The following is an 18,096-nucleotide window of genomic DNA, read 5'->3' as shown; positions in this document are numbered from 1 at the left end:
AAGTCCCATCGACAATACTTATATACTGCGTGAGGAAGGCGCGTGTGAGGAAGACGTTGAGCTTTCGCCACTGCGCACCAGATCGATCAGTTCTTGCTGAGAGTGAATATCGAGTTTTAAGTACACATGCTTGATGTGGCTTTTTACCGTATTAACACTGACAACATAATGATCTTTGATGAAGCGCGCGTTACGTCCTTGCGCCATCATGGCAAGTATTTCGGTTTCGCGTTTTGTGAGTCCATGTGCTGTGGCAATCGTAGCACAGCGCTGCGCAAGGGCATCGTCGCTGGCGGATTGTCCATCTACTTGTTGAGCAGGACTATGCGAGAGGCTGTGCACTCCATTGATGGTGTCGCTGAAACTAAACGAGCGAAACCCAATCCAAAGAAACGCGACGAAGATAAACAGGGCTGCGCCAATAAAGCCCAGTGTCTCTTGTGGTGAGATAGCAAACCCAGCGCCAACAGCATGCCCACTCATTGCGCCAAGCGCCACCCCAATGGCATGAGCAGCTCTTGAAGCGGAGAGAACGGGGATAAGGGCAAGCTGGTTACGCAGCCCAATGGCGACAGCCGTTGTCCAAATAAGGGCGCGAAAACATTCACCACCGGCTGAAAACAGTGCATTAGAGGCAGTGGGGGATGTATTTTGCAGCCAAGGAAGGAATGCAAGTCCGGCAATAACCAGCAGAATAGCCAGCGAGAAAAGGTCGTCTTCGCGCTGCGCGCGTGTTGAAAAGGCAAAACCTATCGCGGCTATTGCCAGGATAATACCAGTCAGTATGGTGGTGGCGGGCACGCGGTCGGATTGATTGAGCGCCAGAGAAAAGCCGAAGGCGAGTCCAAAGAATAGCGAGCAGGTGAGAACGCCGTTTAAGGGCTTAAGAAACGCTTGTGGTTCTGTCATGTTCAACAGGGTAGGAGCTTCGCTTTGAGCGATGGATTCAAGCAGGATACGCGCTTGGCGCCAACAGGCGATGACAATGACGACCATGCAGAGCCCTCGTATGAGGATGCCAGCACCCATTGGTGGCAGCGGCAAGAATTCACAGCAGATATTGCCAAGTGCGGTACCGCACAGACAAACGGTCATGATACTGGCAGGTTTTTTGAGTGCGCAGAGCTCGCAGGCAATTAAGAGATTGCAGGCAGCGCGCGCGAGCGCATTGAAGAGCATGGCGATGGCACAAAAGACAATTTCACCTGTTGGGGCTGCCAAGAAAAGAATGAGCGTCGACGATACAAGACTACCCAAGCAGACAAGCAGCACCCCATCCGGCTTAAGCCAACGGGGAGCGCGCCAGGCGAGGAGTGCAGCAACAAGCATGGCAAGACCCGAAGCAAGGGTGCTTGCTTCGCGCAGCCATGGTGCAACAAGGGCAAAGCGGGAAAAGATACAGCCGTTTAATAACCAGGTGCCAACAACGTCAAGTGCTAATACCCCCAGAGCAACAGCGAAAATGGCAGGTTGAATCGGTTGCTGCGCTTGCGACAGCTGGTTTTCCTGATTCTGTTTGAGTATCTGTGGTTTCAATACCGCCATATCATCCCCTTTAGGCTCCCTCAAAGCTATTGTAAGAGAGACAGTGGATTTTTTCCTGTTCGATACGTTTTCTTGTTAGACAATTTTTCGCGCGATAATCCGTCAACTTAAAAAGAGGGCGGGGAAGGTACGGATGGTTCTCTTTCTTTCTGAACTTGTTGCTGTTAGATTGCCACACATACCGATACACGTCATTTAACAGGTATAACTAGCAAAATCACCCTAGTAGGGTGTGCGGATTTTAGGGCAAAACATCATGGTGGGGTGGTGCCAGGCGGCCTCGCATGCGACACCATGTGTATATCCGATTTCTTGGATATACGACATGAGGGGAGAATATCATGGAGGCAATGAATTCAGGGATTTCACGGCGCGCGTTTCTCGGCGGTGTATCAGCTGCTGGGGCGCTTGCAGCACTTGGTTTAGCAGGCTGTGCCCAACCGAAATCGGTCACTGAAAAACAGGCTGTTGCCACTTCGTCAAAAGGGGCGGGTAGCGCGCAGGTGAGCATGGATGTCTATGAAATTCCTGCGTGGGCAGGTACCGATCCAGATGTCGGAACCATTGCAAGCACGAAAGAAACCGACCTTCTTATTATTGGTGCGGGAAACGGTGGTATGGCTGCTGCCGCTTATGCATCTGATCAAGGGGTTGACTTTATCATTTGCGAAAAAGGTGCCGAAGTAGGAGCGACGCGCCATTGGTTTGCCGCCGTTGATACCCCGCCGTTCACCAGCCAAGGGATTACGGTTGACAAGGCACGTCTGCGCGGTGAAATAGCCCGTTATTCGTCAGGAACATGCTGCATGCCGCTTATCAACATGTGGATCAATGAAAGTGCCGACATGTTTGAATTCGTCAATGGCATCATGACGGCATCAGGGGCACAGGTCATTGCCGATGAATACGAAATGCCAGGCGGCATGGGTTCGACTTCGTTCTATACTCCGCCTTTTGAACATCATTATGCTGATGCCAACGGCGACCGTAAGGGCATTGAAGAGCGCAATAAGCTCTTCGAAAAGCATATTCAGCAGGCTGGCCACGAGGTGTCGTACAATCATCGGCTCGTTAAGCTTCTGGGGAGCGCCAAAGACGGTATTACGGGTGCTGTGTTCGAAACATCTGACGGATATGTGCAAATTGATGCGCGCAAGGGTGTTTTACTGACGACGGGCGGCTATGCGGCTAATCCCGAAATGGTTACCGCGCTTTCTCCCATTACCGCCAAGAGCGTTACGGCACTCGGCTATAACCAAAACAATGAAGGTGAAGGTATTCAGGCAGCAGTGCGTGCTGGAGCCGTGAAGGATCTCACGAGCGCTACGATGATTTTCGATCGCGGGCTGGTGGCTCCCGGTACCGAGGCTGGCTATACTGCAGATAGTATTGCAGCTGGTAAACCAGTATTTCCTGGTAATGGACAGTTTAATCCGGGTACACAACCGTTTTTGAAAATGAATCTGCGGGGTGAACGATTCGCCGACGAATCAGCCGATTACGACTATTTACCGCATGCCGCAGCACAACAGCCCGGTGGCGTGTATGTTTCGGTGTGGGATGGCAACTTTGGCGACGACGTTCAGCGTTTCCATACCCTGGGTTGCTCGGCAGGCACACGTATGGGTGTGCTGGCCTTTAAGAAGAATGATGGGAGCTACGATTTAGATGGCTTCTTCGAAAAGTATCTTTCTGACGGGCGCCTACAAAAGGCTGACACCCTCGAAGAGCTTGCTGATAAGCTTGGCTATAAGGATGAAGCGAAGAAAACATTTCTCGCAACCATCGCTCGCTACAACGAACTCTACGATGCGCAAGATGACACCGATTTCGGCAAGGAAGCATATCGCCTGTCTGCCATTCGCCAAGCGCCATTTTATGGTGCAACACTTGGTGGAACGTTGTTGACCACGATTGATGGTATTCGCATTGACGAGCATTGCCGTGCACTTGATGCTGATGCAAACCCCATCAAGGGTCTGTACTGTGCTGGTGATTGTTCGGGTTCGGTATTTAGTGGCAATTATCCCGATCAACTGCATGGGTTTGCCTGTGGCCGCACGATGACGGAAGCGCTTCATGTCGTGAAGGAGATCGTTGCGCTCTAGATGCGCGAGAGTCGGTATCGAGCTATAAGGCTATAAACGGCTACAAGGCTACAAGGTGATTGCTCGAACAGCAGCACTCGACTGCCTGCTTCATAACATGAACGGAATTGGTGTTTGAGGGGCATCGCCCAATACAGAGGTATCGTACCTGTGCGCGCCGCCGAGGAAACAGCCCTGTTTAAAGGGAGCTGTATAAACCCTCGGTGGCGCGCTGCGTTCGTTTGCTATACTCCATTTGTTCCGATTGAATAGGAAGAACACGGGTGAGTATGCCAGATATGATGGTTGAGCGCGCATCGACGACCGAACAGTCCGATGCATCTGAGATATCTGAGGTATCGAGTGTGTCCCCTAAAACGGCGGATAGTGCGTTGGCATCTGCGCGGAGGCATGTGCTTCCGCTGCCCATAAGTCCAAAAGGGTCACTATTTGTTATGCTTGCCGCTTCATTTGTGACCTGCTCGGCACAGAGCATGCTTTCGGCGGCACTTCCGTATATCATGTCCGACTTTAACGTTGATACGACACTCGCTCAGCTTTTAACCACCGGCTATTTCTATGTGCTCGGTATCCTCAGTGTGCTGACAGCATTCCTTATCAATTCGTTTGATACCCGTAAGTTGTTTCTTGCGGCGATGTGCTTCTTTGTGATGGGGTCAGGCATTGCTATTTTTGCGCCGAACTATCCTGTGCTTCTTGCTGCGCGCTTCCTGCAAGCTGGCGGCAATGGCATTATGATCCCGCTGATTCAGAATGTTGCCGTAGAGGTGTATCCGAAAGAACGTCACGGTTTTGCATTAGGCCTGGTTGGTATGGTTATTGGTTTTGCGCCAGTGCTTGGTCCGGTGCTTTCTGGTGCCATCGTGCAGTTCTGGGGATGGCGAGCGGTTTTTGATATCTTGGGTGGCCTTGGCGCAATGGCATTGATTGTTTCTGTGTTCACCGTGCATAATTTTGGCGAGCATCATCACGAGGTGCTCGATATTCGGTCATGTCTGCTGTTTATTCCGGGCCTTATCATCTTTATGGTTGGGGTTACCTGTACTGAACAGCAGGGTCTGTATCAGTGGTTTAGTTATTCGCTTGATCTGTTGGGTGCATTTCTGATTGTTGCCTTCTGTTATCGGCAGGCTCATATGGAACAGCCCCTGTTGCGTTTGTCTCTTTTCCGCGGGAAGCATGTCATCTTGGGAGTGGGGCTTACTGCGCTTGCGCAAATTGCCATGGTGGTCGGCACTGTTCAATTGCCGTTGTATATGCAGGAACTCCATGGAGTTAGTGCGCTTAATGCGGGACTTATTTTGCTACCAGGATCATTGCTGATGGCATTTGCCAGTCCGGTCGTTGGTGGATTTTACGACCGTCATGGCATGCGCGTAAGTGCAACAATTGGGCTTTCCTGTCTTGCGGCTGGATCTCTTGGTTTTACTATCTTTGACGGTGAAACTCCTCTGGTAGTGGTGGCACTCGTATATGGTGTTCGTATGATTGGCTTAGCCTTCTTAATGATGCCGATGACCGCCTATGCTCTTGAGAAGCTTAAAGGTGGTGATGTGGCACATGGTACCGCTATTGTTAATTCTTTTCGCCAGATCGGCGGGGCGCTTGGATCAAGCGTGCTCGTTGCCATGATGTCGGCAGCCACTATGCAGCTTGATCCAGGGGCACCTACTGCTTCAGAAGGGCTTTCAGTTGTGGGGCTTAATGCCAGCTTTGGTATCCAGGTTGCCTTAGCAATCTTTACCCTGGCTATCGTGCTTATGGTGGTAAAGCCTTTGAAGCGCCGAGATAATAAGTAAGAATGGGATGTAGTAGAGCAAGGCACGCATGAGCAGTTGCTTGCGCTTGGCGGCTTTTATGTAAAGCTGTACAATTCTCGATTCGAAGCACAGGAAGAAGACGGGCTGGAAGCATAAGGACATGAGTCATTCTGCGCATGATGCGCCGTCTCAACCGGACAGTCCGGTTCAGTTGGCAGTCTACGATTTTGATGGTACGAGTATCACGGGTAATTCTCCCGTTATGCTGGTGCGGTATCTTCTGCGTAATCGTCGCCTTCGCTTAACCGCAGGTTTGCGTATTGGTCTGTGGGCATTGCGCTATAAACTGCGTTTACCGCAAAACGAAAGCTGGGTGCGCTCTCAGGTTTTTAAGGCGTTTGCCGGTGAACCGAAGGCCGAAGTCGATGCCTACCTTTCTCACTTTTACGACGAAGAAGTGGCATCCTGTTTCCGTGAGCAAGCCGAACAGAGTATGCGTGCTCATACACAAGCAGGTCGTACGGTGGTTGTCGTTTCAGCAAGTTGGGAGCCTATTGTTAAGCGAGCTCAGCAAAATCATTCGTTTGATTTACAGACATCGACGCGCATGCATGTCGATGCAGCAGGACGCTACACTCGCCAAGTCGAAGGTTTACCAGTGGAGGGCGCTGAAAAAGTCGCTGCGCTTACCCGGCTTGCTGATAAAACATTTGGCCCCGGAGGTTGGGTTGTTACGCATGCTTATGGCGACCATCATTCCGATTTACCGCTCTTGCGCATGGCCGATCATCCCTATGCGGTAACGCCCGATAATCCGCTCGAGCGTGAGGCAAAGCGGCAGGGCTGGCCCATTCTTGACTGGAATTCCTGATACAAGAAGCCCAAACTGTTGTCAGGAAGGTGACGATTGTATCGGCTCTTTCATTTTGTCGCTTGTTCTTGGGCAAGAGCAGCTACCATAAATTCGAACACTATCGGTGAACACGAACAACACCACTACTATTGAGGCCTACGACGTAAAGGAGGGTGGACGCTATGTTCGGTTTCAACTTGAACTTTGGTGGATCTGCCGGCCGCCGTGCCCGTAGTTCTGCGCCCTCAAGCTCGGAGGCATATCTTACCCAGGCTGAACGTGCCCGCGAAGCGGGTGATGGGTCTTTAGCTGCTCATTTGTATCTTGCTGCTTTTGAAAAAGCACAGGAAGATTCTGAATCTCCTTCTCGCCGCGTGGTTGAAGGTTTACGCCAAGCGTGGATTACGGCCTGCGAATCAAATGAGCGCTCTCTTGCTGAACATATTTTTGAAAAGCTTCAGCCGTACTCTACTGCCGATGAACAGCGTAATCGCGCGCGTCAGCTTCAGCGGATGGCACTCGACCGTCTTGAAGAATTTGGCTTTACACCTGAAGCAGCCCAAGGCATGGCAGATTTACTTGCCGACGATCTGATTGATGCCGATTCAATCATGCAAATAGGGGATATGACGCTGGCGGTTGGAGGGCTCACGCCTTCTTCGAGTGCAGCGAAAGAATCCCACGCCACGTTAGAGCACGCAGCAGCTGAGACAGACGATGAGTCAGCCAGTAGCGCAAGTAGTGCAAGTGGCGCATCTGCCATGGACGAAGCTCATACCGTGAAGGATACTTCTCACAGGCAGAAACAGGCATCTGATACATCTAATGCTGTGCGTAAGAAGATTCCTTTGCCATCTGCGAAGAAGACATCTGCGGTACAGTCAGACGAGCCTCAAAAAGAATCAGATACCGATGGGGCAGGTGATAGCGAAGAGCGCATTACTTTTGCAGACCTCATCGGGTATGACAAGGCAATTGCACAGATGCGTCGCCGCGGGATTGGTCTTTCTGACGATGAAGCATTTGGTCAACTGGTTGATTTGCTTGACAGTCGTCACGGTGTGTCAGGTATTCCGCAGATTGATACCATCCTCGTGCGCGCTGCTGCCCGCGAAGATGCTAACCAATTTATGCTTGCACTGGCGGGTGAGTTGGCTGGCCCGCTCGTACGCATGTCGATGGATATGACGCCACAAGGTATGCCGGTTCTTTCCGTTATGGCTTCACCTGAATTTCGCCTGCGTCCACATTTCGGCCATGCCTCGTTCGAGGGTCCGGGCGTACTCATGCTTGAGGATGTTGACGACTGGGGTGTTCCCGATCTTCCTTCCGATATTGATCCATCCATCACTTCAATGCAGCTCACGCGCGGGGCGCGCGAAGTTATCAATTTCATACGTCAGGCGGTAGAAAATCCCGCTGTTGCGGTGATTGCTACGGCATCGGATATAACGCCACTTGATGGCTTTTTCGCAAGCCTCCTCGATCCGATCGACGAAGTATCTATCGGGCTGCCAACTCGCACCGAACGCGCTGCTATTTGGCAACACATCTGCACGTTGCACCCATCGCTTCGTCCTATCGATCGGGAAGATTTGGTGACATATTCATCGCACCTGACACGCATTGAAATCTATGAGGCAGCGCGTCAGTCGGTGGAGGAAGCATTTCGTGCGGGTGTGCGCGAGCGTCGGTTTGTGCCGGTGACGCGTGCGAATGTGTTTGAGAAACTCGCCTCGTACCACCCGGTTGAATCCGATGAATATCGCCGGCTTGAAAATGCGGTTATCGATAGTATGCAAGGGGAGTTCGAACGCCTTGACGACCTTCTCGATGAAGAAGGAGGCCGATAAGGTGGAACTGACCCGCCGTTGCGACTATGCCTGCCGTATTCTGCGCAGTGCTTACCGCCACCGAGACCGTTTTGTGTCGGTTGCTGAAATCTCTGAGGAAGAAGAGATTCCCTATGCCTTTGCCCGCACCATTCAGCATGATCTTGTGCAAGCGGGGTATGTACGTACGGTACGGGGCGCACATGGTGGATTGCAGCTTGCGATTGATCTTTCGCAGGTAACGGTGCTTGATGTATTGCATGCATTGCAGGGTGAGGTAACGGTGTCGGCTTGTGCGGCTGATCCGCAGTCATGTTCAAAAAGCGAGGGTTGCCGTTTCAACCAGCTCTGGCAAGTTGCCGATAAAATGCTCAACACGCTGTTCGATTCGGTAACGCTTTCCGATATGTTTGAGTCAACAAGTTCAAATATCCCTGCTTCAACCATTGAGGCGGCGGATGAGGCGGTACGTACGAGTCTTGATGAGCTTCTCGATGGACGCGCTCCCACGTCGTGCGCGGTTACTTGCAACTAAGCAGCTATAGGTAGAAGCACGATGACTCAAAAGCGCGTTTCGTCTGCAGCATCATCTAACGCATACGTTCAGGGAAGCACTATTGTTGGTGATGGTGCTTGTACCGAGTTTAATCATGGCGTACCGACAGAAGAACGGCTTGAAGCATTTCGTCGCGCTGTATGGGAAGCTGGCCTTGCATATGCGCGTGATAATTTGCCCTGGCGTGGCATCGACGACGCATATGCGGTCTATGTATCCGAGGTTATGTTGCAGCAGACGCAGGTTTCTCGTGTTGAAAAGTTCTGGCCGCGTTTTATGGAAGCCTTTCCGACAATTGACGATCTGGCACATGCCGAAACCGCACAGGTGCTCGAACTGTGGCAAGGCCTTGGCTATAACCGTCGCGCTCTCGCGCTTATGCGAGCAGCTTGTGCGTGTGTCGAGCGGTTTGACTCGACGATGCCCGATACGCTTGATGATCTGCTATCACTTCCGGGTATTGGACCCGCAACGGCTGGTGGCATTCTGGCATTTGCGTTTCAGAAGCCAGCGGTGTATGTGGAAACGAATGTGCGCGCGGTTTTTATTCACGAGTTTTTTGCTCATCACACTGAAGCGGTACACGATCGCGAGCTTATTCCGCTTGTCGAGCAAACATGCAGCCATGACAACCCACGGGGATGGTATTATGCCCTGCTCGATTGGGGTGCGCATATCAAGCAGACGGAGAAAAATCCTACCCGGCGCTCAGCTCATTATGCACGGCAGAACACTTTTGAGGGGTCGCATCGTCAAAAGCGCGCCTTTATCTTACGTACGGTGCTTGCTCATTCAGGAATATCGTTCACAGAAGTTGGTGCGTTACTGAATACGGAAGAAAATCGGATGGGTCGACCGTCTGTCGATCAAACGACGCTGAACCGCCTTGTTGACGAGCTAGCTGCTGAAGGATTTTTTCAGCGCGTGGACGATGCCTTACAGGTGTAACACGGCTCGATAGCATATTCACGATGCTGCCGTCCTCTGTTGGTGCTACTGCTTATCACCTGACTAATGTACTGTGTACTTCCAAGCCGGGCTGTTTATTATTTGCTGACCCGCTGTGTCTCTAGCTCTGTGGGTATTTGAGCTGAAAGTATATAGACACTTATGAGAGTAGGGGATAGGTCCCGAGTACTTTTACTTCGCGCAGTTTAAGTCGCAGGCAATTAAGCGCTGTTTGCACACGTGGGTCGCTTTCGCGGCCAAGGATATCCACGAAGAACATGTAATCGCCGAGCCCTTGTTTAGTTGGGCGCGATTGAATCATCGATAAATCGATACCAGCATAGGCAAACTCGGAGAGAATCATATTGAGTGAGCCCTTTTTGTTGTCCTGCAAGAACAGCGCGAGCGATGTTTTCCAAACACCATCATGCGAAAAGGTGGGCTGCTTGCTACGACTGATGAGAGCAAATGAGGTGGCGTTACGAACACGATCACCAATTTCACGTGCATAGACCTGTGTGCCGTATAGTTTTGCTGCGTACTCATCAGCGATAGCAGCCATGTGGGGGTCGGTTGCAGCAAGCCGGGCTGCTTCAGCGGTTGACGACACGGTGATTGTTTCGCAGCCACGGAGTTGTTCGGATAGGAACCGGCGACATTGAGCAAGTCCCTGTGGGTGGGATGCTACGCGCTGCACGTCTGCAAGATCTGCTGTTGGCGCGATAAGCAAGCAGTGATGAATGTCGAGAACCGTTTGCCCAACGATACGCGATGTGCCGCCAAAAGCGAAGAGATCAAGAGTACTGGTAACCGAGCCTTCAAGTGAATTCTCAACGGCGACGACACCATAATCGGTCTGTTCGCGTTCAACAGCATCAAATACTTCAGCAAAGCTTGGGCAGGCTATAAAATCGAAGTTATCTGTTGTGCTTTCCTTTCCCATATGGCAGGCAAACACACGAGCAGCTTCATCGCAATTTGTTCCAGCGGGTCCTAAATACGCGATCGTTGTCTTCTCCATGCGTGAGTGCTCCTTGCTTGCCCGGGAATATCGAAGTGCCTGGTATTCCTGCGGACACTCCGTGATAGGTTTATTGCTTACCAGTGGAATACTACCAGTGGAATAGCCGCAAGGATACACAATCTCTTTGCGAAGGGGGACGGCTTTAAACAAATTACGAAGAGGCTAAATAAATACTGGTAACTGGTACTTTCTAGTAAGGCTTCCCTTCCTTTTCAAGATTATGTGACAGACTCTTATTAGGAATCAGTCCGCGTTATAATCGCCTCATCGAGAAGCAAGCAGACGAAAGGGGCATCCCGATGGAACTAAAGGGCAGTCAGACTGAAAAGAACCTGCAGACCGCTTTTGCAGGCGAATCACAGGCACATACGAAGTATCAGTACTATGCGAGCCAGGCCAAGAAAGATGGCTATGTGCAAATCCAGAATATCTTTTTGGAGACTTCACAGAACGAAAAAGAACATGCCAAGCTGTGGTTTAAGGCACTGCATGACGGTAGCATCCCTGATACTCTGACCAACCTTGCTGACGCAGCTGCCGGTGAATACTACGAGTGGGACGACATGTATGCCGACTTCGCTAAAACAGCACGCGAAGAGGGCTTCAACAACCTCGCTGAGCTGTTTGATGGCGTAGGTGCTATCGAAAAAGAACATGAGGCTCGCTATCGCAAGCTGATCGATCGCATTAACGCTGGTGAAGTATTCAAGCGCGGCGATGTCGTTGTCTGGAAGTGCAACAACTGTGGTCATATCCACATCGGCAAAGAAGCTCCGAAGGTTTGCCCCGTATGCAACCATCCTCAGTCATTCTTTGAGATTCGCGCCGAAAACTTCTAGGATCAAATCTACCTATTCTTTGCAGTAGACGTTATTTAAGCGTTCTGCGGCAAAGGTGAGGCAAAGGACAAAAGTGTGTCTGATAAAGGGATGTCAACGCAGGTTGACATCCCTTTTTATGCCTAGGGGTGGATTTTAGGGGTCGATTTGTTTGACTTTTTAGGGTCTCCATAGTCTTAACTGACAATAAATGCGCTCAAATAATCGAATCTGCGGGTTTTCCCCGATCCCTGTGATACGGAAGTAACAACAAGGCTTATACTAACCATACGAGCGCTCAAGGCAGACGAGAGCGCTGTGCTTCAGGGTCGTAAACACATGAGCATGCAGTTCTATGAGTGTTACTTTTTAACGTATAAGTAACATTTTGGTACCGTTTGTTGCGTGTGGGTATCTATCGACCGGGAGACAGCGCGAAACATATGCACAAGGCGCTACCGTTTTCCATGCAGGCAGGAGAAGACACCAAGGAGGTGCGCACATGGAAAGAGAGGCCACCCAGACGGGTTTTGAGGCACTGCTCGAAGCGCGTGGAGTTTCGCGTCGCAGTTTCCTGAAGCTCTGTGGGGCTGTGGTCGCTGCGGCTGGTGCAAGTCAGCTGACGATACCCCAGGTAGCCGATGCTCTCGAGAAATCTGTCATCGGCGCAAAAGAAGGAAAGCTTTATCCGGTTATCTGGATAGAGGGCGCTTCATGCACGGGTTGTACCGAAGCTTTTGCACAGGTTGAAACCCCTGATCCAGCAACTATTGTTCTCGAAATGATCTCACTGAATTACAGCGAGACCCTTTCAGCTGCTGCGGGCTATTCCATGGAAGAAGCTAAAGAGCAGACCATCGAGGCCGGTAATTACATTCTCATTTACGAGGGTGCGGTACTCGAAAAGTGGGGCGGTGAAGCACTGCGCGTGGCGGGCAAGCCCGGTACCGAACATCTGCTTGAGGCAGCCCCGTCGGCTAATGCGGTTGTTGCCCTTGGTTCGTGCGCTGTTAACGGCGGATGGATGGGAGCTAACCCCAATTCAGCTGGTGCAGTAGGCGTTGAAAAGTTCCTCAAGGAATCTGGTATCAACGTTCCGGTTGTGAACATACCTGGTTGTCCCGCAAATCCGGAATGGCTGGTAGCGGTTCTTGTCGATGTCGTCATGATGAATAAGCTGCCGGCGCTTGATTATGAAAACAAACCGGCTCTTATCTTCGACGAAACTATTCACGACAACTGTGAGCGTCGCGGACACTTTGAGAACGGCGAGTTTGTCTATCAGTTTGGCTCGGAAGAAGAAGCCAAAAACTATTGCCTCTATGCCATGGGTTGTCGTGGCCCTCAGACAAAGGCCAACTGCGGTATCGTGCGCTACAACAACCGACGCAGCTGGTGTGTTGAAGCGGGTGCTCCGTGTATTGGTTGCTGCGAAGCGGCACCCATGGATCCTGGTCATAACTGGGTTGAGGTCAATACGCCCTTTATGAAGCGCCATCGCGATCTGCGTATTGGCGATTGGACGTTCCAGACCGAAGCGGTTTGCTTGGGCTTAACAGCTATCGTTGCTGCTGGCATTGCCGTTCATGGCTTTGGCATTAAGGCCTCAGGTCGCATGAAAGGCAAGTTCCGCTTTGAAGAAAAGCGTGCCTGGGATGCTAAGCACCCCGATCGGTCGGTGGGCGATTACGTTGAAGATAAGGTAATCATTAAGTCTGACGGGACCACCGAGACCGTATCTGCTGCCGATTTCGAAAAGAAGCAGGCTGACGATCTGCAGGTCATCAAAGAAAAGCTCAGTAAGAAGGGGGGCAGCGAGTAAATGGCACGTACCGTAATCGATCCGATCACCCGTATCGAGGGTCATCTGCGCGTCGAGATGGAAGTCAACGACGGCATGGTTACTGACGCGTGGGTATCCGGTGGCTGCTTCCGCGGCATGGAATTGGTGGTGCGCGACCGCACACCCGAAGATGCTGCCATGATTGTGCAGCGCATCTGTGGTGTCTGCCCGGTTTCGCATGCACATTCTGCTTCTATTGCTGGCGAGAAAGCCTATGGCATCACTATTTCAAACAACGCACGCATCATCCGCAACCTGGTTGAAGCAGCGCAGTTCATGCATAGCAATATTCTCTGGTTCTATAACCTGGCGGCGCTGGATTATGTGAACCCGCTCAACGCGCTGACGGCAAATGTTGCTGATGCGTACGATCTTGCTCAGGCAGCGGGCACATCGACCATGAGTGATCTCGGCGCAGTGAAGAAAAAACTGCAGACGTTTGCCGCCAATAAGCAGCTGTCTATTTTCAGTGGCAACTGGTTTGATGCTGAAAATAACGATGGCTACCAACTGACGCCAGAGCTCGATCTTATTTGTACGGCTCATTATCTTGAAGCGTTGCGCATGCAGGCGAAGGCGAGCGAGATTGCTGGTTTGCTCGGCGGCAAAATGCCTCACATTATGACAAGCACCGTCGGTGGCACCATGTTTGTGCCGACCGAAGAAAAGCTTGACGATCTGTGGGCGCTGGTCAACGAACTATATGATTGGGTTGAAGCGACGATGCTTCCCGACACCCTGGCTATTGCACCGTACTATGCTGATGCATTCGAATTTGGCCGTGGTTGTGGTCGCTATATCGCATGGGGCGTATTTGACGATACGAGCTTCGATATGACGAAGCGCTATCTGCCCGCCGGTGTCTTAAACGATGGATTCGCACTCGAAGAGGTCAACGAGGACGCCATTAGCGAATATGTTGGCCATTCCTGGTACGAGGGCTCGTCCGACTTGAATCCGCGCGAAGGCGAAACAAAGGCCGAATTTACCTCGTATGACGTTGCTGATCGCTATAGCTGGGTTAAGGCTCCTACCTACAACGGTAAAGCCATGGAAGCCACGTCGATGTCTCGTATGCTTGTTGCCTACAAGCGCGGCGTGCCGTTTATTGTCGAGCATGTTGACGCTCTGCTTGAAGCATTGGGTGCACCGGGCCGTATCGACATTGTGCCGTCTACGATGGGCCGCACGGGCGTTCGCCAGATCGAAACGCTCTATATTGCTGGCCTTATGAAAGATTGGGTCCGCGAGCTTATTGAAGCTATCAAAGGTGGCGACACTGAGTACTTCCGTCCACCGACTCGCACAACTGGTGAAGGATCTGCTTTCTGGGAGGCACCGCGTGGTGCTCTGTATCACACCGAAAAGGTCAAGGACGGCAAGATTACCGACTACCAGATTATTATTCCAAGTACGTGGAACCTTGCGCCAATTAATGGACATGGTGAACATGGTCCACTTGAACAGGCGCTTATTGGTGTACCCGTTACCGATCTCGAGAAGCCTATCAATGCCCTGCGCACCGTTCATAGTTTTGATCCATGTACAGCGTGCTCGGTGCATATTACGGAGCCGGCAACCGGTAAGAAGTTCCAGACGGTCACGAATCCTTGGGGAGTGAGGTAACATGGCTCATCTAGCCCATTACCGCGAGGCACATCCACTGCCTCTGGTGATCACTCATTATGTGAACCTATCCTGCATGGCATTGCTGATTCTGACGGGTTTCATGATTCATTTTCCGTATGCACCTGCCAATATGGGCATTTGTCGCGGCGTGCATATCTTCTGCGGTATCGTACTGTTGGTAAACTGCATTGTGCGTATTGTGCTTGCATTTGTAGTGGAATCAGCACCCGCCGAAGGTACGCGTCAGATGCAGAAAGATATCCGCTCATGGATTCCGCAACCGGATAATCGTCATCAGCTTATCGAATGGGTAAAGTTCTACCTGTTCATCAAGAAGGACCATCCGCTCTCAGGCAAATTCAATCCATTGCAGAAAATTGCCTATGGCGCTATTCCGTTTCTGATTATCTTAATGGCTTATACGGGATTTTGCCTGTGGGTACCCACCTCGTCGCTGCCGTTTTTCCAGGCAGGTACCGACCTTGTGGGCGGCATCATGAGTATGCGTATTATCCATTACATCATGATGTTCGTGTTCATCCTGTTCACGATGATCCATGTGTACATGTCGGTTATCGAAGGCGGAAAGCACCTGCTTGCCCTTATGTTTGCACGTAAGCAGCATGGCGGTATGACCTACGACATCCATACCCATGATGTAGCGGGAGAAGACTACAACGTACGGTAAGACTTTTCGTGATCTGCCAGGATACGCAACCTACTGATCTGGTAAAGCGAATCACTCGTACCGGATGGCAGGACGATATTGTTGTGGTATTAGCAAGCTGAATCGCTCCTGCAGTGCTGCAAAATGAATGAGCGTTACCTGTACTAGTAAGGCAAAAGCGAAGGTTCAACTCCGAAAGCGATAAGGACCTAACTTCGGTTTTCCGAGGTTAGGTCCTTTGCTTATGCGGTATTCTGGTCTTCTAAATGAAAGGGGTTCCATGCGTATTGCCGTGTTTTGCGTGGGCAATAAGCTCATGCTCGATGACGGGCTTGGTCCAGCTGTCTATGAAGAGCTACAAGCTTACGACTTTGCGGGAGCGGTGGATCTCTTCGATGTTGGCTGCATGAGCCTTGATTTGGTGAATAAAGTTGCCACCTATGACTTCATTATCACGGTTGATGCGCTTGAAGGAACCGGGGAAGCGCCAGGAACCATATTGCGTTTTTCGCCTGATGACGCGGCGCGTCGTGGCTTTGGGAGCCAATCGTTGCATGATTTGCGCTTAAGCGACTTATTCGATGCCGCAGCGCTTCTTGGATATCACGCCCAGGGAGTATGCTTAGGCATGCAGATAGAAAATGCCAACCCGATCGACTTGACCATAGGGCTTACCCCTGCCATAGCTGCTAAATTACCTGATCTTGTCGATGCGGTGCTAGCAGAACTGGTGGCTGCTGGTGTTGAGGTGTGCTTGGCAGCGACGGGGGAGCGCGTCGCTGTCGGATATCATCATTTAATGGGCTGATCAGGAAACAATTTGCTTGTTAGCAGTGTTCTCGCGCTTGCTTTTTAGAGCAGCTTTTCAATGGCTGCTTCAACATCTTCCATCTTGGCAGTGGGCTCGAAGCGCTCGATAAGGTTACCTTCGCGATCGAACAGGAATTTGGTGAAGTTCCACTTGATGTAGGCGGCATCACCAAATTCTTTGTCAACCGACTTAGCCACCTGGTTCATCATGAGTGCCTTTGGGCCACGACCAAAGCCAACAAAGGGCTTTTCAGTCGCCATTTCCTTGAAGAGCGGAAAGGCGTTCTCGCCATTGACATCGATCTTTTTGAACTGGGGAAATTCCGTTCCAAATTTCATCGTACAGAATTGATGGATCTCTTCATCGCTGCCAGGTGCTTGCTCGCGGAACTGGTTGCATGGAAAGTCGAGGATTTCAAACCCTTTTGTGCGATGGTTTGCATATATTTTCTCGAGGTCTTCGTATTGCGGGGTAAATCCACACCCGGTCGCAGTGTTAACCACTAGAAGAACATCCCCCTTATACGCACTCAGGGGTGCTTCGCTGCCATCAAGGTTGGTTGCGGTGTAATCATAGACGCGCATGACGTCATCCTTTCTTTTTAAGCTTCTCGTTCGTTGATAGAATAATTGCACACAATCTAATATAGTTCAATTAGTTCACAGAACATCCTTGCTTGCACTGGGGCAAAGATCGGCAATAAAGCAGTCGGCGCAGCGCGGTCGCCGGGCGATACAGAATTCACGGCCAAAATGAACCCACTGATGATTGATGTAGAGCCAATCTTTTTGTGGGTATGTCTTCAGCAGTGCTGCTTCAGTTTTTGCGGGCGTATCAGCTGATGGACCAGCAAATTTTAACTTATGCGCAATGCGGAACACATGGGTGTCTACGGCGATGCCTTGTGGGTTTTTAAATGCTTCACACATAACAACGTTGGCCGTCTTGCGACCTACACCGGGTAGCGTCTGCAATGCGTCAATATCGTTGGGTACTTCACCACCGAAATCAGTCATAAGAACTTGTGAGAGATGTACAAGATGCGTTGCTTTTGCTCGAAAAAAGCCGAGTGAATGGATGATAGTTGCAACATCAGTGACGTTTGCCTGAGCAAGAGCTGCTGGGGTAGGGTATGCTGCAAAAAGCGACGGGGTAACTTTATTGACAGCAGCATCGGTACATTGAGCAGAGAGCACAACAGCAACAAGCAACCGAAAGGGATCGCATTCGTAATCAAGCGAGCAGGCACCCGCACCGTAGTGGTCAAACATACGCTTTTCTATTTCAGCTGCGCGTTCACGTTTTGCTGCCATTGTTTCCCGTGGCATAAATGCTCCTTCATCGTGCTTTGAAAACGATCATACCTGTCTTTCGTGGAGCGCACGTGCATGCTGGCTGTCTTGTCGCAGAGTTGTTGCCGCACTTGATACAATAGGCGCGCTTTAAAACACGTATCGCCGCGCTATGCGGCTTTTCGTGTTTGGGCCGCTAGCGGTATTGTGGGCTTGCGCTGCGCGTGCTGTTTGAAGCCCTGTATTACAGCGGATTGCTTTTGCTGGCCTTTTCTGCAATGGGTGGCTATTGTGCGGTTTGGCCACTGCAGATTGCTATTGTTGTCTGGGCTTTTGCGACTACGGTGGTGGTCTTTGCTGAGTGGCTTCACGTGTGGCTGAGCGGACGTTAAGAAACTCTGTTTTCGCTT

The 18,096-nt window shown here is 51.1% G+C and carries 16 protein-coding genes; 12 read left to right on the top strand and 4 right to left on the bottom strand.

What is annotated here, in order from left to right; translation table 11 throughout:
- Positions 1-18 precede the first annotated feature (18 nt).
- A complete protein-coding gene (locus CCUR_RS07260; protein WP_012803254.1) occupies positions 19-1,545 on the bottom strand; it encodes a helix-turn-helix transcriptional regulator in 1,527 nt (508 codons plus the stop codon).
- Between the two features lie 341 nt (positions 1,546-1,886).
- On the opposite strand from CCUR_RS07260, the gene CCUR_RS04270 reads away from it, so the two are divergent.
- The 6 genes from CCUR_RS04270 (at position 1,887) to CCUR_RS04245 (ending at position 9,602) form a co-directional block, all read left to right on the top strand.
- Positions 1,887-3,653: an FAD-binding protein gene (locus CCUR_RS04270; RefSeq protein ID WP_012803253.1), complete on the top strand. Its 1,767-nt coding sequence runs from the start codon at positions 1,887-1,889 to the stop codon at positions 3,651-3,653.
- A 269-nt stretch (positions 3,654-3,922) separates the two neighbouring features.
- Complete coding sequence (locus tag CCUR_RS04265; RefSeq protein WP_012803252.1) at positions 3,923-5,452, top strand: DHA2 family efflux MFS transporter permease subunit; 1,530 nt, start codon at positions 3,923-3,925, stop codon at positions 5,450-5,452.
- A gap of 121 nt (positions 5,453-5,573) precedes the next feature.
- Positions 5,574-6,284, top strand: a complete 711-nt coding sequence (locus CCUR_RS04260; protein WP_012803250.1) for an HAD family hydrolase — start codon at positions 5,574-5,576, stop codon at positions 6,282-6,284.
- A 164-nt stretch (positions 6,285-6,448) separates the two neighbouring features.
- Positions 6,449-8,119 carry a hypothetical protein gene (locus CCUR_RS04255; RefSeq protein WP_012803249.1) on the top strand — a complete coding sequence of 557 codons (1,671 nt, stop codon included), beginning with the start codon at positions 6,449-6,451 and terminating at the stop codon, positions 8,117-8,119.
- A 1-nt stretch (position 8,120) separates the two neighbouring features.
- The gene (locus CCUR_RS04250) at positions 8,121-8,633 is read left to right on the top strand and encodes an RrF2 family transcriptional regulator (RefSeq protein WP_012803248.1); all 513 of its coding nucleotides are present in this window, start codon (positions 8,121-8,123) and stop codon (positions 8,631-8,633) included.
- 21 nt (positions 8,634-8,654) lie between these two features.
- On the top strand, positions 8,655-9,602 hold the full coding sequence (locus tag CCUR_RS04245; RefSeq protein WP_012803247.1) for an HhH-GPD family protein: 948 nt from the start codon (positions 8,655-8,657) through the stop codon (positions 9,600-9,602).
- Between the two features lie 160 nt (positions 9,603-9,762).
- Here CCUR_RS04245 and pheA read toward each other — a convergent pair whose 3' ends face one another.
- The gene (gene pheA, locus CCUR_RS04240) at positions 9,763-10,623 is read right to left on the bottom strand and encodes a prephenate dehydratase (RefSeq protein WP_012803246.1); all 861 of its coding nucleotides are present in this window, start codon (positions 10,621-10,623) and stop codon (positions 9,763-9,765) included.
- 302 nt (positions 10,624-10,925) lie between these two features.
- On the opposite strand from pheA, the gene rbr reads away from it, so the two are divergent.
- The 5 genes from rbr to CCUR_RS04215 all read left to right on the top strand — a co-directional run bounded on the left by rbr (position 10,926) and on the right by CCUR_RS04215 (position 16,391).
- Positions 10,926-11,465, top strand: coding sequence for a rubrerythrin (rbr, locus tag CCUR_RS04235; RefSeq protein ID WP_012803245.1), 540 nt, complete (start codon positions 10,926-10,928; stop codon positions 11,463-11,465).
- A 481-nt stretch (positions 11,466-11,946) separates the two neighbouring features.
- Positions 11,947-13,266 (top strand): hydrogenase small subunit, encoded by a 1,320-nt coding sequence (locus CCUR_RS04230; RefSeq protein ID WP_012803244.1) that lies wholly within the window; start codon positions 11,947-11,949, stop codon positions 13,264-13,266.
- Complete coding sequence (locus CCUR_RS04225) at positions 13,267-14,913, top strand: nickel-dependent hydrogenase large subunit (RefSeq protein ID WP_012803243.1); 1,647 nt, start codon at positions 13,267-13,269, stop codon at positions 14,911-14,913. It abuts the gene before it with no gap.
- Position 14,914: 1 nt separating this feature from the next.
- Positions 14,915-15,604 (top strand): cytochrome b/b6 domain-containing protein, encoded by a 690-nt coding sequence (locus tag CCUR_RS04220; RefSeq protein WP_012803242.1) that lies wholly within the window; start codon positions 14,915-14,917, stop codon positions 15,602-15,604.
- Positions 15,605-15,863: 259 nt separating this feature from the next.
- On the top strand, positions 15,864-16,391 hold the full coding sequence (locus CCUR_RS04215; protein ID WP_012803241.1) for a hydrogenase maturation protease: 528 nt from the start codon (positions 15,864-15,866) through the stop codon (positions 16,389-16,391).
- A 44-nt stretch (positions 16,392-16,435) separates the two neighbouring features.
- Here the strand turns inward: CCUR_RS04215 and CCUR_RS04210 are convergent, their stop codons facing one another.
- Together CCUR_RS04210 and nth are read right to left on the bottom strand one after the other, a co-directional pair.
- Complete coding sequence (locus CCUR_RS04210; protein WP_012803240.1) at positions 16,436-16,978, bottom strand: glutathione peroxidase; 543 nt, start codon at positions 16,976-16,978, stop codon at positions 16,436-16,438.
- 75 nt (positions 16,979-17,053) lie between these two features.
- Complete coding sequence (gene nth / locus CCUR_RS04205) at positions 17,054-17,722, bottom strand: endonuclease III (RefSeq protein ID WP_012803239.1); 669 nt, start codon at positions 17,720-17,722, stop codon at positions 17,054-17,056.
- A 188-nt stretch (positions 17,723-17,910) separates the two neighbouring features.
- Here nth and CCUR_RS07545 point away from each other — a divergent pair, with 188 nt between their 5' ends.
- Positions 17,911-18,078, top strand: coding sequence for a hypothetical protein (locus CCUR_RS07545; protein ID WP_012803238.1), 168 nt, complete (start codon positions 17,911-17,913; stop codon positions 18,076-18,078).
- Positions 18,079-18,096: the final 18 nt, after the last annotated feature.

Origin of the sequence: Cryptobacterium curtum DSM 15641, from assembly GCF_000023845.1 — a bacterium.
GTDB classification, from domain to species: domain Bacteria; phylum Actinomycetota; class Coriobacteriia; order Coriobacteriales; family Eggerthellaceae; genus Cryptobacterium; species Cryptobacterium curtum.
Note: the sequence above shows the minus strand (reverse complement) of the source record. Positions and strands in the feature narration are given on the sequence as shown.